Origin of the sequence: Bacillus sp. ISL-34 (assembly GCF_018613325.1) — a bacterium.
In the GTDB taxonomy this organism is placed as follows: Bacteria; Bacillota; Bacilli; order Bacillales; family DSM-1321; genus Peribacillus.
The window spans coordinates 108,263-126,450 of the sequence record NZ_JAGGQJ010000011.1 but is presented as its reverse complement, the minus strand read 5'-3'; the positions used below and the strand labels follow the sequence as shown (position 1 = coordinate 126,450).

Genomic DNA, 18,188 nt, shown 5'->3' with positions numbered 1-18,188 from the left:
TAATATTTAATAAAAAATTGTTAGGTTATATAACATCTCTATGAATAAAGGATTAGAAATTTGATTTTTTTAGTTTTAAAAGTACTTTTCAACATCCATTGGCGTTACATTTCCCCTCTACTTATGTCCCACTTCAAAAAAACCACTAAAAAAAGGGCCCTCCTATTGAGGGCCCTTCAAAAAATTTCCATTAACAGCAACGAGACACTTTCCCACCCTTTGCGTTATACCGTTCATCCTGGGCTTCGCAGAAAAATTCTTTCCTGGTTTTCACGGGATCCTCAGGATGATGCATTCTCATATGTGCTACATACGTATCATAACTTGGCACGCCGACGAGCAAACTGACGAACTGCTTCCTGTAGCTGAGAATTTTAATTAATCTTTTCAACATTGCCTTCCCTCCCTTATGACGACCTTGATACATAAGGTGTTTCATGTAAATCTATTTTCTGGTTCTTTAAGACCTTTATCCATAACCTAATGGCAGAAATAAGGACGGTGATCACCACAATCATGAAGATGGCACAAAGGGCAGCATCCACATAATCATTGACGATGACCCGCTTCATCTCGGCCAGATTAGCTGCCGGAGCAAGAATTTCCCCACTATCATAGGCAGCTTTAAACTTATCCTTATGCGCTAAAAAGCCAATCGCCGGATTTTCGTGGAACAGCTTTTGCCACCCTGCCGTCATGGTCACTATCAACAAGAATGTAGTAGGCACAAGAGTGACCCATGTGTACGCTTTTTTGCCCATTTTGAAAAGGACCGTCGTCCCAAGCAGCAACGCAATGGCGGAAAGCATCTGATTGGCAATTCCAAACAATGGCCAAAGGGTATTGATTCCGCCAAGAGGATCAATGACCCCTTGATAAAGGAAGTACCCCCAACCGATTACACAAATCGCAGTCGCAATAATATTGGGCAGCCATTTATTCGTTTTTGCAAATGGTTTGTAAAAGGTGCCGATGATATCCTGTATCATAAAACGCCCTACCCTGGTTCCAGCATCAATGGTGGTCAGTATGAACAATGCCTCGAACAGGATCGCGAAATGATACCAGAATGCCATCAGGGACGCCCCGCCAATCACTTGCGAGAAGATATGGGCCATGCCGATAGCAAAGGTTGGAGCTCCTCCAGTACGGGATATAATGGTCTCTTCCCCAACATCGTCTGCAAGGTCGGTAATCATCTCAGGTGTCAAAACGAAACCCCAATCGGATATCGTGGCAGCCACCTGAGCAGGTTCCGTTCCCACAACGGCCCCCGGGCTGTTAATGGCAAAATAGATCCCTGGCGTCAATACACAGGCTGCTATCATCGCCATGATGGCTACAAAGGATTCAGTCAACATCGCCCCGTATCCGATTGGACGTGAATGCGATTCGCGTTCAATCATTTTAGGAGTTGTACCTGATGAAACGAGTGCATGGAATCCCGATACCGCTCCACAAGCGATCGTAATGAATAGGAACGGGAATAAATTCCCGGAAAATACAGGTCCTGTTCCATCAATGAATTGAGTGACGGCAGGCATTTCAAGGCTCGGCATGACAATAAAGATACCAAGTGCAAGTCCGATGATCGTACCGATTTTCAAGAATGTGCTTAAGTAATCACGCGGTGCCAATAACATCCATACAGGCAAAACGGAGGCAACAAATCCGTATACAATCAACATGATGGCGATCGTTTCCCCGCTGAAAGTGAACATTGGCGCCCATGTTGGGCTCTCGGCTACAAAGCGGCCGAAATATAAAGCGAGCATCAATAGTATGATTCCGATGATCGATCCTTCACCAACCCGTCCCGGCCTTATATAACGCATGTAAATGCCCATAAGGACTGCAATAGGTATGGTCGAGGCAATCGTGAACATCCCCCACGGACTGCCCACCAGCGCTTTTACGACAACCAGGGCAAGTACCGCTAATAAAATGATCATGATACCCAGGATACCGATCATCGCTATCAATCCAGTAATCGGCCCAATTTCCTCTTTGATCATCTCTCCCAATGATTTGCCGTTACGGCGCATCGAACCGAAGAGAATGATGAAATCCTGTACGGCACCAGCCAATACAACTCCGACTACAAGCCATAGCGTCCCTGGCAAATATCCCATCTGCGCTGCAAGGATGGGACCTACCAGAGGGCCAGCTCCGGCAATTGCTGCAAAATGGTGGCCAAACAACACCCATTTGTTTGTAGGAACATAATCTTTCCCATCATTATTCGCTTCAGATGGAGTCTGGCGATTGTCATCTAGCTCAAACACTTTCCGTGCAATGAATTTACTATAAAAGCGGTATGCAATTGAATAAACACAAAGTGCTGCAGTGACAATCCACATGGCATTGATGCTTTCCCCCCGGTTTAGCGCGACGAAACCAAAACTCACCGCACCCAAAGCAGATATGACTCCCCAAAGAATGACCGACTTAAGCGCTTTCATTTTTTCCATCTCCTCTCTATTGAACTATTTTGCAACTATAAAAAACCTTCATTTATAAGGGGCCTGAGCAGTATTCCTCCCAATGCCCATTAAATTTAAAGAATTTTATATATATTCTGAATTATATGTTACCATAAGGTTTTTTAGCAATAGTAAAATGGTAAATTTGTAAGGTATTTTCCATTATTTTGTCGATAATTACCTCTTTTGCCATCAATACGGATTTAGGAATTCACGTTTCACAAAAACCGTTTCGGGTAAAAAACCCCCATTTTTAGAAGGTGCATCATTAAATGAAACGATGCAATCCCCAAGTTTAAGGCCGTTGTTATGAGACCAACACAAAAAAATGTGCGCCTGACGGCACACATTCTTTCTTCATCCAATCTGATTTCCCCTTAATGAACTCCGAAATAAGTCGTAATAAAAACCCCTCTGCCGCAACAAATCATCATGGGATCCCTTTTCGATGATCCTTCCTTCATCAAGTACAAGGATTTGATCACTTTGCTGAATTGTATTCAATCTGTGGGCTATGACAAAACTTGTCCTTCCCTCCATCAAGCGGTGTAATGCTTCCTGGATTTTAAGCTCAGTAATCGTATCTATGCTACTTGTCGCTTCATCCAAAATCAATAGAACGGGATCGGCTAAAATAGCCCTGGCAATCGATAATAGCTGGCGCTGTCCCTGGCTTATTCCACTGCCATCTTGATTCAAGATGGTATCATATCGATCCGGCAGTTTCATGATAAAGGAATGGGCATTGGCAAGCTTGGCTGCATTCACCACTTCTTCATCTTCCGCCTCCAGTCGACCGTAGCGGATATTTTCACGAATCGTACCTTGAAACAAGAAGGAATCCTGCAAAACGAAGCCCATATGCTTACGGAGACTGTACCTCGTCACCTGTTGGATATCCTGGCCATCAATCATTATCCGGCCGCTGTTCGGCTCGTAAAAACGTGCAAGAAGATTAATGATCGTAGTCTTACCGGCCCCAGTGGGACCCACAAGCGCGATGGTCTCCCCTTTTTCGGCATGGAAATTAACACCATATATCGTTTGCTCCTCATCATTATACGAAAAGGAAACATCCTCAAAGTCCACTTCACCGCGGACATCACGAAGTTCAGAGGCCTGTTTCTCATCCACTTCCTCTTCTTTTTCATCAAGTATGGCGAAAACCCGCTCCGCACCGGCAACAGCTGAGAGGAGTGTATTGAATTGGTTAGCCAGGTCATTGAGCGGACGGGTGAATTGCCTTGAATACTCGGTGAAAATGACAATGACCCCGATGGAAACCGTTCCGATGCCACTCAGCGCCAAAAACCCGCCGACAGCAGCTATTACCGTGAAACTTAAGTTGTTCAGTAAATTCATCAGTTTTGGAATCAGCCCAGAGTATGATTGTGATAGAAAGCCGGCTTTCTTTAAGTTTTCACTCCGGATGATAAAATCCCGGATCACTTTATCTTCCTGTGAAAAAGCCTTTACGATCCGTTGTCCGGAAATCGTTTCTTCTATAAACCCATTCAGTTCTCCAAGGTTCTTCTGCTGTTGTTTAAACAGCTTTCCCGTCCGGTTCGTTATCCATCTCAGACCGAAGAACATAAGAGGAACGATGAATAAGGTTAAAACAGTTAATAATGGGCTCAAATACAGCATGACTCCGATCGTCCCGACCAGTGTCAGCACACTAGAAAAAATCTGGATGACGGAGCTATTCAAAGTGGAGCTGACATTTTCTATATCATTCGTGACCCTGCTCATCAATTCCCCATGCTGACGCCGGTCAAAAAAGGGAATGGACAACTGGTGAAGCTTTTTGAATAATTGATTGCGCATTTCATAAACCGTATCCTGAGCGATTCCAATCATCCAATAATTCTGAAGCCACATGGATAGGGAATAGAATATATAGACTCCGAGAAGTCCGAAAAGAAGGCTGATCAGCCCCCTGCTATCTCTTGTGACAATATAATCATCAATGGCCATCCCAACAAGAAAGGGGCCAAGCAGTCCCAAAACCGAGCTTATCAGTACCATGAAAAGGACACAAAATAGCAGGCTTTTATTCGTTGCCAAGTAGGGAATGATCCTTTTTATCGTATTCCAGGAGTTGACCGGTTTAGACTTTGCCTTATCGGGAGATATTCTTAGACTCAAGCGAAATCCCCTCCTCCCCAAACTGTGAGTGAACGATTTTTCGATAAAGATCGCTTGTTTGAAGCAAATCCTCATGTTTCCCCAGCGCAAGGACTTGACCGCTTTCCAGCAACAAGATTTTGTCAGCCTCCCTGGCTGTACTGATTTTTTGTGTAATGATTAGCGTTGTGCATGTATAGTCCTTTAAAGCGGCAAGCAATTTACTTTCCGTTTTCAAATCCAGCGCACTCGTACTATCATCCAGAAGGAGAATCTTCGGTTTGCGCACCAATGCCCTTGCGATCGATAAGCGCTGTTTTTGCCCTCCGGACAGATTCACTCCCTTTTGCCCTAACTGGGTTTCATATTGTTTCGGGAGTTTCATTACGGTCTCATGCACCTGAGCATGCTCGGCCGCAGCCATGATTTCCTCCATCGAGGCACCTTCTTTTCCCCAAGCGACATTATTTTTTATGGTTCCTGAAAAAAGCAGGGCCTCTTGCGGTACATAGCCGATCCTTTTCCGCAGCGAATTCAAGGGAATATCTTTCAGGTCCTGGTCATCAATTTGAATGGAGCCGCTTTCAACTTCGTATAATCTCGGAATCAGCTGAAACAGTGATGTTTTCCCTGATCCTGTCGCTCCTAAGATGGCAAGCGATTCTCCCGGATTGATGGAGAAGGTCAGGTTTTTCAATATCGAGGCATCGGTTCCAGGATAGCGGAAAGATACATCCAGAAACTTGATGCCTCCACCATTGACGGCCCCATTCTTGCTTTCAGCCTTACCTTCATCAATATCTATCGGGGTTTCAAATATTTCCGTCACACGCTCCGCTGAAGCCTTCGCACGGGAAATGACCATGATCAGCCATGAAAAAACGGAAAGGGATGCCGCAATCCTTGTGGCATAGTTGACAATCGCCACAACTTCCCCTACCTGTATATCTCCCGTTGTTATAAATTCGCTTCCAAGCCAGAGAATGATCAGAATCGCCACATTCATGACAAGCATAAGTACAGGCATCGTCGTTTCAATTAAACGAAGGGAAGTCACGGTCTTTCTTTTCAACTCTTCATTCGCATCGTCAAATCGGCCGATTTCATGCTCCTTACGAAGAAAAGCCTTGATCAAGCGCATGCCTATCAGGTTTTCCCTCATGACGCCATTGACATTATCGAGTTTTTTCTGTACAAGCTTAAACAGCTTGGCTGCTCGTTTCATAACCCATCTCAGGAAGAAAACAAGAACCGGAATTGAAATGACCAAAACAAGTGATAGTTTCAAATCCACCGCAATAGCCATTATCGCTCCGCCGATTACGATCAATGGCGCCCTTGCCATGATACGCAGGCCCATAAAAACCGTATTTTGAAGTTGGGTCACATCATTCGTCATCCTTGTTATCAACGAGGAAGTGGGGATATTATTCAAATTTGCAAAAGAAAACGCCTGTATTTTACCAAAAAGGCTTTTCCTGACATCATGTCCAAAGCTTTGACTTACATGTGATGCCGTAAAGGAATTAACGATCCCGCCAAGAAATGAAAAAACGGAAAGCCCGACCATGACACTTCCCCATTTAATCACCACCGATAAATCTCTCTGCAAAATGCCATCATCAATTATTTTTGCTATAAATAAAGGTTGTAACAGCTCTACCCCGAGCTCGACAATCATTAAGGATAAAGCAAGAATGATCAAAAGCCAGTACGGCTTAAGAAATGAGGACAACTTTTTCATCTATGACACCTTCGATTCTTCATATGTAGATAGCATCTTTTCATCCTCTCATTATACATTTTTATACAGATTTTTTAAAAGATTTTAACTGTTTTAAAGGATTGGTAAATATCTTGAATTTTTTTATAAATACCCTTGACAAATAACAGGAAATAAGCGAAAATTCTAATTGATAATGATTTTCAATTTCATTATCGATCTCTGAAATTTGATAAGCAATTACGATACTCTCTTATCGTACCCTTTTGATATTGTACATAGTTACAATGTCGCCCCGGCTTCTCTGTGCCTAGTAAAAATTATATGCTCATTAGCGAATGCAAGTCACTAGAATATTGCCCCCTCTTTATTCAAGTAATTTATTCACGTTGGAAGCATATTAGGCAGCCGGGGATTATTTTTTTCAACTATTAAACTTACATATATGATTAAAGGAGCAGGATGATCATGAAACTAGAAGATATCATTAAAGAACGGCGCAGCATCAAACGATTTAAGGACATTCCTGTTCCTATTGATACCATCCAATCACTATTGGAAACTTCAACATGGGCACCGAACCATAAAATGACCCAACCATGGCGCTTCGTCATGGTTCATGGTGATAGCCGCTTAAAACTCGCAGAAGCAACCCGTGCATTCATGGAAGGCAAAGAGAAGGACCCTGAAAAGAAAAAAGCAGCCGGACAGCGGGGATATAATAAACTTATAGGTGTACCGATGTTTGTCGCAGTGATAATGGAAGAGAATCCGAATCCTATGACACGTGAAGAAGATTATGCGGCCACAAGTGCCTTGATCCAGAATTTCAGCCTGCTTGCCTGGGAACAGGGAATCGGGATGATATGGGAAACATACGGCATGATACACAGCATGGAGTTTCGTGAAGCTTTAGGCGTGAAACCTGGCGAGAAAATCGTCGGCAGCCTTCACGTTGGCTATCCCGATATGATCCCTGCCCCGCGTCCAAGGAACGCGATCGATCAACTCCTGACAATTATGGACTAACATAAAAGGAAAGCCTCCAATCTTCTATTTGGAGGCTCAGACTGTAGACAAACTCGATGAAAATCGAGTTGTCTACAGTTTTTTTTATGGCTTTTACAATTTAAACGTTGATTGTAACGTAGGGCACTCGCTTTCCGCGGGCGGTCCGGGAGCCTCCTATGCTTACGCTTGCGGTGTCTCTCCTAGACGCGCTTTTCCCGGAGTCTCTCACCTTACACTCCAATCAACTTTGTTTTAACATATAGGTAGAACTTATTCCTACATTCTTTTTTGTATTATATAGAAGTATTTAACTTGAGGTGATAAGGATGCTTTCTAAACATGATTCTATTCAGCAAGATCAACTCGAAGTGATTACTTTAAATCAATTGGTGCCAGTGAATCATTTGGCTCGTAAACTTGATGCTGCCATTGACATCTCTTTCATTTATGATTTGGTGAAAGATATGTATTCAGGGGTTGGACACCCCTTTTTATCCGTTTCAAGAGCGTCAACTCCGTTCTCCTCCAATTACCTTAGCCACTTGACAAATGGGTATTAAATTAAAATAGACGCGCTGAACCCTACAGCGCGTCTGTTAGCTTGGAATGATCATCCCCACACGGTCATTGCCACTATCATAAAGAACCAGATGAAAAATCCAGCGTATGTATAGTGACTAAAAGATTAATCACAAAAACCCCCTTCTAAAAGGAGGTCTCTGAACAATTTTTCTCAAAAGAACTCGTGATATAATGCCTGAATTGCCGTCTCTTCGTTGTGTCCTTTCACACCGAACATCATGCTTACCTCCGAAGAGCCCTGATTGATCATCTCAATATTCACCTTCGCTTCGGCCAAGGCTTTTGACGCTCTTGCCGTTGTACCGACATTATGACGCATTCCTTCCCCTACAACCATGATCAACGCAAGATCATGCTCCACATTCACTTCATCGGCATGAAGCTCTTTCTTGATTCGTGAAATGATTTTCTTCTCGGCTTCACCTTTCATCTGGTCCTGCCTAAGAATAAGCGTCACATCATCGATGCCTGACGGAATATGCTCATATGAAACTCCATAATCTTCGAGGATGTGCAGCAGTTTCCGGCCAAAGCCAACTTCCCGGTTCATCAAATATTTGCTAATGTAAATACTGCAAAATCCTTTATCACTTGCAATCCCAATTACGGGCCCGTTCGTATTATCCCGTGTACTCACAATGCGGGTCCCTTGTGCCGCCGGATTGTTCGTATTCTGGATATGGACAGGTATTCCCGCACGGAATGCAGGAATCAGCGCCTCATCATGAAATACCGAGAAACCTGCATAAGAAAGCTCACGCATTTCACGGTAGGTTAATTCCCGGATTCCTTTCGGATTGGAAACAACATTTGGATTCACCGCATAAACGGCATCCACGTCCGTAAAGTTCTCATACAATTCAGCTTTGACCCCATTCGCAAGAATCGAACCCGTAATATCGGAACCGCTTCTTGAGAAGGTTAACACATCACCATCTAACGTATAACCGAAGAACCCTGGGAATACGACGATTCCAGGCTCATCACGCAGAGCATATAACCGTTCATAAGACTCTGGCAGCACCTTGGTGAATCCACCTTCATCCGTTACGATCAAGCCGGCCTTCTTTGGATTTATATACTGTGCCTCTACCCCACGGCTTTGGAAATAACCTGCGACCAGCTTCGCATTATTATCCTCGCCACTGGCCTTCAAGGCATCCAGATAGCGCTTCGGGTTAGTTTGGTTTGCATGCAGCAGTGCCATTAAATTTTCATGAATCCCTGTTATGACACTCTCGGATATATCCAACTCTTCTGCAATGCTCGCATAGCGGGATACGACATCTTCTATCAAACGCTCTCCGTTATCCCCTCGCAGCTGCTGTTCCGCAGCCTCAATTAATAAATCCGTCACCTTTATATCATCGGAATTGCGTTTCCCTGGAGCCGAAACGACTACAATCTTCCTCTCTGGATCAGAAACAACAATTTCGAATACCTTCCTCAACTGTTCACCTGACGCAAGTGAACTTCCACCAAACTTTGCAACTTTCATCTCGACATCCCCTATTTTCGTAAATATTCTGTCAAAATCAACTCTCCCTATTATTACGCTTTTTCTCAAAACAATCAAGTGCAAATTCCATTATAGGAGGACATTTGTATTTTTAAAAAGGACAAATCGTCAGGACCACTGATCGAGAATGGCTAAAAAACAAAAAAAAGACAACGGGCATATGCCCATTGTCTCTCCTATTCTTTAGCGATTATCCACGGTTTCCGGGTATAAGTCATGGTTCATCAAGCGGTAATTTGCCATTTCCTCATACTTCGTACCTGGTTTCCCATAATTCGTGTAAGGGTCGATGGAAATTCCGCCCCTAGGTGTAAACTTGCCCCAGACTTCAATATATTTAGGATCCATCAATTCGATTAAATCATTCATGATGATGTTCATGCAGTCTTCATGGAAATCACCGTGATTGCGGAAGCTGAATAAATAAAGTTTCAAAGACTTGCTTTCCACCATTTTCACACTGGGAATATAGCTGATGTAAATGGTAGCAAAGTCCGGCTGGCCCGTTATCGGACATAAGCTAGTGAATTCCGGGCAATTGAATTTGACGAAATAATCCCGGTTCGGATGCTTGTTATCGAATGACTCAAGGATTTCAGGCGCATAGTCGAATGTATATTTTGTTCCTTGATTTCCAAGCAGTGTGATATCTTTTTTTAATTCTTCTTCTTTTCTTCCAGACATTAAAAGTCCTCCTAATCCCACGTTTCAGGGAGATTCATAAAATGGGCCTCTATATAACAAAAACCATATCTCCTCAAAGATATGGTTGATTCGCGAAAAATATCAAAGCCATAGTTTTTTTAAGAGGGTGATGCTATGAACCTCTCCCGTTTATCGGGAAATATTTTAAAATTGTCATAGTAAATATAGAAAAAAATATCTAATCTGTCAATCATACTTTTTTTAATTTGGTTTGATTCCTGCATGCATTCAGCTTAAAATGTAGAAGAAGTATATCCTACATGAAGGAAGAGATTAAGTCAATGTGGATTTTTGCAGCACTCATCACGAGTTTATGTTTCGGAATCAATAACAGTATTTTTAAATGGAGCAGCGGAAAAGGCTATTCCAAGATACATATCCAATTTTTCTTTTATTTTTCAGCTTTTATTTTGTCCATTTTTTATGGAGTATTTATGGATGGTTTGCAGCTGAACTGGCTGTCCATCATGCTTGGTGGAGCCATTGGGGTACTGAACGCTAATGGTAATATCCAGATGGCAAGCGCCTTTGAAAAAGGGCCGGCAAGCTTGACATCTCCATTAATCGCAGCAAATGCAATATTCCCCATTCTCTGTGCAGCTTTAATTTTTCACGAACATATTTCTTCCTTGCAGTGGACTGGAATCGTCTGCATGTTTCTCGCTACATTAGTCATTCAGTATACACCTAACGCTAAAGGTAACCATCAATATGTCCCTTGGATAATGCACACATTATTATCCATTTTATCTTTTGGTGTGCTCGGCATTCTAATGACGACATCAACACGTCTTCATTTAAATTCCCTTGATATCCTAGTATCAATGTATGGAGGCGGAACTCTTTATCTTCTTTCGATGCTGGTTTTCAAAAAGGAAAAAATCAAGCTGCAGGAAGTCAAAATCGGTTCCTTAGTAGGCTTTTTAAGCACTATAGGCTATGGATGTTATTTCTTTGCGTTGAACACCGGCATCGCAAGCATCATCTTCCCTGTAGTCAGCCTGAACTGTTTAGTTGTCGTATTCGCAGGATGTTATTTATTCAAGGAAAAACTAAAAACCTATCAAATTGCTGGCGTACTTGCAGCATTAATCGGCATTATCTTAACTAAAATATGAATATAGTCCATTTACAAAAACACCTGGCTGTCATGTGCACACAAGCCAGGTCATTTTTTTATTTAGCCGGGAAATAGGGTTGGTTCAAAAAAAGTGTTGACACTTCCCGAAAAATATCAGATAATTTTGAATATTAATTCTTTCGATTTTGCTGCTTTTGAAATGTTTGAATATTCCTCTGCCACGGGTATAAAAGAAGTAGTACAACCACCTCATTTAATTCTGAATTAGGAAGGAAAGATGCATAATGGTAAAAGTTACAGTAACAGTTGATTTCCAAGGAAAATCTTATCAAACTAACGTCCTAACTAAACCGGGTACAGATCATGAAGTAATTTTGCAACAAGCCCTTCATCAAGTTGAAAAACAATGGAAAGCGTAAAAAGGCAGGCATTGCAATAGATACCTGCTTTTTTATTACCATTTTAATAATTTCCAAAATACTTTTCATATGCACTATGCACTATTAAAGAACCTCTTGCAGCAATTCCCTCCCACTTAAAACGCTTTTAATTGTTTTTTCCTAAAGACACTAAAATCAAGACTTCAGTTTGTGTACGTAAACCTCTCAATCTGAATAACAAGTAATTTAGAATTTTATATAAAGAAAAAAGCACCTGAATGAAATGGAATTACACAATAAAAGACTTATAAAAAAAGACGGTCTTTTAAGGACCGTCTTTTTAATGTTCTTTTAAACTAAATTTCTTATTAATGGCATGGAACGTTCTTGGAGGCTATCGGAAAGCAGACTATAAGAAATGATTTTCTTCTTGTATTGTTTAACGACATCCACGTGGTCGTTGTAAATATATACAAATAACCTAACATCCTTTTTGCCTTTTTTAGTATCAATGACTAATGTAGTCCCACTGTTCTCTGGATGTAAAAACAATTGCTCGTTCCCTGGGAATATATGATTTTTTTTCAAAAATTTAGCGTTATTAAAATAATTGATAACCTGAATTTTTTCTTCACCTTCCAAACGTTTTCCGTCCAAGGTTACGATCGCATTCCCGTCACAAATTTCTGAGTGTATTTTAAATTTGCTGATAATCCAATTAACTGCATCGGTTGGAAGACAGGAAACCAATATTTTTATCAGACTTAATATAATTGTCAAAATCAAAACCGGCAATGTCAATTCATCATCTCCGCTATGTTTATAAATTAATTCTTATATGGCTTATTATATCAAAATGACTGACAGTTTTTTCTTAGAAGATGTGTCAGTTCTATTAATGTTTTACTTTGGAAAACATTGTAATTACACGCACAGGCACGCTTCGAAAGTGAAAATTTGCCCTTTATAAATATATTGTTCCTAAATGGTAATACTAAAAAATATGGTTAAAAAAACTGGGCGTCATCAAGACGCCCAGCTTTTCCGAATGGATTATTGATATCCCCAAATCATTGTTAGCATTGTACCGAAAATTGTAACCAATGCAACGAACAATCCGTAATAAACGTTTGTGTAAATCGATGCTTTATCTTCTGACTCTCCTGCGTGCATGAACATAACCAATTGCAGTGCAGCTTGCATGAAAGCTGTAACAAGCAGGATGATCATAGCCATTTTTAGTGAGAGATCAAACATAATAACTGATAGTGCGACCAAAGTCAGGACTAGCGAAAAGGCAAATCCCATAACTTGGCCCCGTGGGAATAATTCTTTCATATTACATCATTCCTTTCAGGTAGACGAAACTGAAGATGAAAATCCAGACAACGTCCAAGAAATGCCAGTAAAGTGAAAAGATGAAAGCCTTGTTTGTTGTTTCTGGAGTCATACCGCGCTTTTTAATCTGCATGATGATGAAGGTTCCCCAGAATAAACCAAGTGTAACGTGAGCTCCATGCGTACCTAGTAATGTGAACAAACTAGATAAGAAAGCACTTGTTTGAATGGTTGCTCCTTCATGTACATACTCCACGAATTCATAAATTTCGACTCCTAAGAAGCCTAAACCAAGAATAAGGGTGATAATGAAGAAACCAAGCGTTGCCTTCTGTCTTCCAAGTCTCATTGCATTGATTCCAAGACCTATGGTGAAACTACTAGTTAAAAGAAAGATTGTTTGAAACATCAGGGTTGGTAGTTTAAAAAGATGTTCCCCTGTTGGACCATTTCCAGTTCCATCAACTAGAACAAAATAAGTGGCGAACAGTGTAGCGAAAAGAGCTATTTCTGCTCCTAGGAAAATCCAGAATCCAAAAATCTTTAAGCGATTTTCTTCCGTGCTATATTCTAGTGGCAGCGAGTTATCTATTTTCATTACTTAGCACCTCGCAATTTATTTTCAGTTTCTTCGATCTCTTCAACAGAGATATAACGTCCGTGATCTTTTTCGAATGAACGGTGAATCATACAAGCAAAGATACCGATCGTTGCAATGATTGCAATGATCCACATGCTGAATACCAATGCAAAGCCCCAAACGAAGAAGATACAGCTCATGATAAACGGCACGCCACTGTTATTTGGCATATGAATCTTTTCTACTTTACCGCCAAATAATTTAAAGCCTTTTTTCTTTGAATCCCAGAATGCTTCTGTAGAATCAACTGTTGGTACAATTGCAAAGTTATATTCAGGGATTGGTGTATGTGTAGCCCACTCGAGAGAACGTGCATCCCATGGATCGTTCGAGATATTTCTTGACGCATAACGAGTGCTCCAATAGATATTGTACACGATAAGTGCAAAACCTATTGCCAAGCCAATCGCTCCAACGAAAGAGAGCATATTCAATGGACCATACCCTGTTGATTCAGAGTACGTATACATACGACGTGCCTGCCCATCTAAACCAGTGATGAACATCGGGAAGAATGTTACATTAAAGCCGATTGTAATGAACCAGAACGACCATTTCCCAATTTTTTCGCTCAACATGAAACCGAACATTTTTGGCCACCAGTACGTGAAACCAGCAAGTACGGCAAATACAGTACCAGGGATTAAAACGTAGTGGAAGTGAGCTACTAAGAACATTGTATTATGGTATTGGTAGTCAGCACTTGCCATGGCAAGCATTACCCCTGTTACCCCACCGAGCGTGAAAATCGGAATGAAAGCTAAAGAGTATAGCATTGGAACGGTAAATACGATTTTACCTTTCCAAAGTGTGAACAACCAGTTGAAAATCTTAACACCAGTCGGGACGGCAATTGCCATCGTGGTAATCGAGAAGATACCATTAACCATTGCACCGTGACCCATTGTATAGAAATGGTGAGCCCATACAATGAAAGATAGAGTAGAAATAGCTACCATGGAGATAACCATCGAATTATACCCGTACAGGTTACGACGTGCAAATGTCGAAATAATTTCACTGTAAATACCGAAAGCTGGAAGAATTACTATATAAACTTCAGGATGTCCCCAAACCCAGAACAAGTTCGCCCAAAGCATATCGCTACCGCCATTGGCCATCGTAAAGAATTGAGTTCCGAATAGACGATCCATTGTCATCAACGCAAGTGCCACTGTCAATACAGGGAAAGCGAAAACGATAATGAAGTTTGTGATCAAGATAGACCATGTGAACATTGGCATTTTCATTAAGTTCATGCCAGGTGCTCTCATTTTCAAGATGGTTACGATAAAGTTGATACCAGTCAGTAATGTACCGATACCAGCTATTTGAATGGCAATCGCGTAATAGTTCGAACCTACTGATTCACTGAAATCATTACTTGCCAGCGGGAAGTAAGATGTCCAACCCGCATCAGGAGAACCACCGACTACGAAAGAGATGTTAAATAGCATTGCCCCCATGAAGAATAACCAGAAGCTTACTGCGTTCAGACGTGGGAATGCTACGTCACGCGCTCCAATTTGTAATGGTGTAACAATGTTCATTAACCCAATGATAAATGGCATAGCCATGAAAAGGATCATGACGACCCCGTGTGTTGTAAATACCTCATTATAATGCTGTCCATCCAAAAGACCGTTATCTGGAATAGCCGTTTGAGCACGCATCATAAGTGCATCGACGCCACCACGGAAGAGCATAAGCAGTGCTGCCAAGATGTACATGATACCAATACGTTTATGGTCAACCGTTGTTAACCACTCACGCCATAAGTAACCCCATTTTTTAAAATAGGTAATTCCGGCAACAACCGCGATCATGGTTAAACCAATGGCAACCATGGATGCATAAATCGCAGGACTTGGATGAGGTACGGCAAATCGATCAAAGTAATCCATACTTTTGTGACTCCTTTCAGGAAAATATTCCTTATCTTGTAAACCTAGTTGTTTTATCGAACGAAATTAATTCTTAGTGATCATGATTCATGTTGCTGTGTTCTGAATGTTCCTCGTGTGAATCCTTGGAATCATTTTCTTCAGTATCAGAAGATCCGTGGTCATGACCAGCATTTTCCCCTTCAGGAGCTGGTGAAAACTCTAAGTGAGTTCCAGTGTAAGTGGATTGTCCCACATGACCAGGTTTTAATAATTCATTGAATTTTTCCTCAGTAATCGGTTTAGCAGTAGCTTTAATTTCATCTACCCACTTATCGTATTCTTCTGCAGACAGTGCATTAACGTTGAACGTTTGCTGAGCAAAACCTGAACCACTGAAGTTTGAATTTCGACCCATATACTCACCTGGTACATCAGCTGCTAAGTGCAACGTATTAACCATGTCCGACATCGCGTATTTTTGTCCTCCAAGTTGCGGAATCCAGAAACTTGAGATTGGACCGAATGAGTAAAGTTTAAATTCGATTGGTCGGTTAGTCGGTATAAACAGATAGTTGACTGTTTCGATATCTTCTTCCGGATAACTAAAATGCCACTTCCAGTTGGAAGATGAAGCGTAAATGACTAAAGGTTCTTGATCTCCGTACCCTTTAGGTGTTGCCTCAACTTCATTTGTTGTTTTAACAGTAACAACGGATAGGAAAGCGACGATTAAAATTGGGATCGCAACCCAAATTATTTCAAGAACCTTACTTCCTTCAATATGAGGCGGTTCATAATCATCACGCTGTTTGGAAGCACGATATTTCATTATCATGAAGATATACAGTACCATAACGACAAGGACGACAAAGGCCATTGTCCATATCGAAATCATAATAACATCTGCTTGTGTTGCAGCTACTGGCCCTTTAGGGTCCAAGACCATTAATGGGTTATCGCAACCGGTTAGCACAGTGGCAATTGTAAAAAGTATAGTTAATAGAGCCCATTTTATTTTCATAGTACTACCCCTTTCTTACATAATAAAATTCCAATTGGTAATTATTCGGACAAAGTGTTACCATGTTCACAAACCCCGACATACCAATATTAATCCCAAGTCTAAAAAAAGACAATACAAAGTGACATCTGTCACATAAAGTTCAATAAAGTGCAGTAAGAAGATGGTAAATGAACAGAAATATTCGAAAATCTTCAGCAAATGAAATATAATAAATGTTTAATAACTTGCCTATGGAAACTTCACTTATCAGTACAGGATTGCGGATAGTACCAATCCACTTTCCGTTTAATATTACTCTAATATAATGAAATAAAATTTTCACATTATATTCACCGCGTTTATTGCCTTAAGACTTATATAGATTATGCATTAAATTACCTATCCTGTTAATTAGGTATCTATCGATGGAAAACATGACTTAAAGCGGATTTTTTTCACTCGGCCATGAAAGTTGGTAAATGGCAGCCGCTTAGTGAACGATGTTGTAACCATGCTTCAACACCCTTATGATCCAACACAGGTCAATATTATATATATATAAGGAAACAACGAGTGTGAAATGTAATTGGGTTCCCTCTCCCCGAAATACTTATTGCCCTGTCAGCCATTCCTGAACAGCCGTTTAGCAGTAGTCGTGGGATGAAGTAATTCCAGGGTCAATCAACTTGTTGCAACTAGTCAAGTTTATCATTCAGTAGGACAGGACAAAAAAGTACATTTGGTGGTTAATCAACTCCATCTTTTGGAAACCCTCTACACATTACCCCCATATTGAAACGTGCTTCCCTTTTGTATCTTCAGGTAAAAGTACATAAAAAAAAAGCCACGAAAAAAGGACTTTTTAAAAGTGTCCTTTTCTCGTGGATATAGTTCAAGGTGAGAACTTCCAGGCGTTCAGGCTTTTGGTTTGAATGTCCAAGCACATCGTATGTAATCCGTTTAATACAAAGAGTTGCTTGAAATATTTTTTGTTACATAACGAGTGCATACTGTTTTGAAATAAAATTCATCAAATCCAAGCATTACAAGAAATGAGAGCGCATTCAATGATTGGAATTGAATTGGTTCAAATTCTGCAAGCAAACGAACAACTAATTTTGTTCATCCATGTTAGTGAATCTGATGATAGATAGCCGGTTCATTATGCTATATTCCTTGTTTTAATTACTGAATTCTGTACTTCTTTTTGTTGGAGCTTTAGCATTTGTTTTCATTTTTATGATTTTAGTCGTTTCCGTTTCAATTCTTTTGCCTTTATGTGTATTCATTACCATTTCTTCTGTCAGGACAAAAAATATACCAACTAGAAAAATGGCAGCTGCACTTAGTGTGATGGCGATTCCAACAGCGGTAAATATATAATCCTTATTGTAATCGCTTACAAAGAAACTTAAAGCAAAAATAATAATTCCGATTACACAACCTGTGCCCGATACCCATTTCACTGCATCTAACATCTTCTGATTAGCTTCCATAATTTCATCCCCTTTCTTTCTATTTTATGACATTTCACAAATTTGTCAAATCTTTTCTATTTTTTAACATATCCACGATGAAAACCTTGACAAATAGAAGACGCCACCATTCACTTTTAGGTATTCAAGACTATATGAACAAACTGCAAAACAGTGCAAATACACTATCTATTTTTCCGGTATTAATCTTTTGTATACTATTAAAAACTTATAT

15 protein-coding genes, 1 pseudogene and 1 riboswitch are annotated in these 18,188 nt (G+C 40.7%); of the genes and pseudogenes, 4 read left to right on the top strand and 12 right to left on the bottom strand.

From position 1 onward, the window contains the following. Positions 1-190: 190 nt before the first annotated feature. The 4 genes from J7E52_RS10545 to J7E52_RS10530 all read right to left on the bottom strand — a co-directional run bounded on the left by J7E52_RS10545 (position 191) and on the right by J7E52_RS10530 (position 6,354). Positions 191-394, bottom strand: a complete 204-nt coding sequence (locus tag J7E52_RS10545) for a YbdD/YjiX family protein (RefSeq protein ID WP_098370450.1) — start codon at positions 392-394, stop codon at positions 191-193. A gap of 13 nt (positions 395-407) precedes the next feature. Further along, a complete protein-coding gene (locus tag J7E52_RS10540) occupies positions 408-2,462 on the bottom strand; it encodes a carbon starvation CstA family protein (RefSeq protein ID WP_214745740.1) in 2,055 nt (684 codons plus the stop codon). Positions 2,463-2,840: 378 nt separating this feature from the next. Further along, a complete protein-coding gene (locus J7E52_RS10535; RefSeq protein WP_286197646.1) occupies positions 2,841-4,631 on the bottom strand; it encodes an ABC transporter ATP-binding protein in 1,791 nt (596 codons plus the stop codon). Further along, positions 4,606-6,354: an ABC transporter ATP-binding protein gene (locus J7E52_RS10530; protein ID WP_214745732.1), complete on the bottom strand. Its 1,749-nt coding sequence runs from the start codon at positions 6,352-6,354 to the stop codon at positions 4,606-4,608. Before J7E52_RS10530 ends, J7E52_RS10535 begins: the two co-directional genes overlap by 26 nt. Positions 6,355-6,801: 447 nt before the next feature. Between J7E52_RS10530 and J7E52_RS10525 the strand changes: the two genes are divergently transcribed. Further along, positions 6,802-7,362 (top strand): nitroreductase family protein, encoded by a 561-nt coding sequence (locus J7E52_RS10525; protein WP_214745729.1) that lies wholly within the window; start codon positions 6,802-6,804, stop codon positions 7,360-7,362. A gap of 308 nt (positions 7,363-7,670) precedes the next feature. Next, positions 7,671-7,814: pseudogene (locus J7E52_RS27400) on the top strand (IS5/IS1182 family transposase); the annotation flags it as partial. Positions 7,815-8,077: 263 nt separating this feature from the next. Here J7E52_RS27400 and J7E52_RS10515 read toward each other — a convergent pair. Further along, positions 8,078-9,424 carry an aspartate kinase gene (locus J7E52_RS10515; protein ID WP_214745723.1) on the bottom strand — a complete coding sequence of 449 codons (1,347 nt, stop codon included), beginning with the start codon at positions 9,422-9,424 and terminating at the stop codon, positions 8,078-8,080. A gap of 204 nt (positions 9,425-9,628) precedes the next feature. After that, on the bottom strand, positions 9,629-10,129 hold the full coding sequence (gene queF / locus J7E52_RS10510; protein ID WP_034305880.1) for a preQ(1) synthase: 501 nt from the start codon (positions 10,127-10,129) through the stop codon (positions 9,629-9,631). 104 nt (positions 10,130-10,233) lie between these two features. Continuing rightward, positions 10,234-10,279, bottom strand: a riboswitch (PreQ1 riboswitch). Between the two features lie 131 nt (positions 10,280-10,410). Between queF and J7E52_RS10505 the strand changes: the two genes are divergently transcribed. Continuing rightward, a complete protein-coding gene (locus tag J7E52_RS10505) occupies positions 10,411-11,268 on the top strand; it encodes a DMT family transporter (RefSeq protein WP_286197645.1) in 858 nt (285 codons plus the stop codon). Positions 11,269-11,515: 247 nt separating this feature from the next. Then, positions 11,516-11,650: a BA3454 family stress response protein gene (locus tag J7E52_RS10500; RefSeq protein WP_095390432.1), complete on the top strand. Its 135-nt coding sequence runs from the start codon at positions 11,516-11,518 to the stop codon at positions 11,648-11,650. A gap of 312 nt (positions 11,651-11,962) precedes the next feature. Here J7E52_RS10500 and J7E52_RS10495 read toward each other — a convergent pair whose 3' ends face one another. The 6 genes from J7E52_RS10495 to J7E52_RS10470 form a co-directional block, all read right to left on the bottom strand. Further along, positions 11,963-12,412 carry a YfmQ family protein gene (locus J7E52_RS10495; protein ID WP_214745720.1) on the bottom strand — a complete coding sequence of 150 codons (450 nt, stop codon included), beginning with the start codon at positions 12,410-12,412 and terminating at the stop codon, positions 11,963-11,965. Between the two features lie 252 nt (positions 12,413-12,664). Beyond that, complete coding sequence (gene qoxD / locus J7E52_RS10490; protein WP_048684982.1) at positions 12,665-12,949, bottom strand: cytochrome aa3 quinol oxidase subunit IV; 285 nt, start codon at positions 12,947-12,949, stop codon at positions 12,665-12,667. A gap of 1 nt (position 12,950) precedes the next feature. Then, positions 12,951-13,547: a cytochrome aa3 quinol oxidase subunit III gene (gene qoxC, locus J7E52_RS10485; protein WP_214745717.1), complete on the bottom strand. Its 597-nt coding sequence runs from the start codon at positions 13,545-13,547 to the stop codon at positions 12,951-12,953. Further along, positions 13,547-15,493, bottom strand: coding sequence for a cytochrome aa3 quinol oxidase subunit I (qoxB, locus tag J7E52_RS10480; RefSeq protein ID WP_214745713.1), 1,947 nt, complete (start codon positions 15,491-15,493; stop codon positions 13,547-13,549). The genes qoxC and qoxB overlap by 1 nt, the downstream gene beginning before the upstream one ends. Positions 15,494-15,566: 73 nt before the next feature. Then, positions 15,567-16,496, bottom strand: a complete 930-nt coding sequence (gene qoxA / locus J7E52_RS10475; protein WP_214745710.1) for a cytochrome aa3 quinol oxidase subunit II — start codon at positions 16,494-16,496, stop codon at positions 15,567-15,569. A gap of 1,163 nt (positions 16,497-17,659) precedes the next feature. Further along, positions 17,660-17,974: a hypothetical protein gene (locus J7E52_RS10470; protein WP_214745707.1), complete on the bottom strand. Its 315-nt coding sequence runs from the start codon at positions 17,972-17,974 to the stop codon at positions 17,660-17,662. Positions 17,975-18,188: the final 214 nt, after the last annotated feature.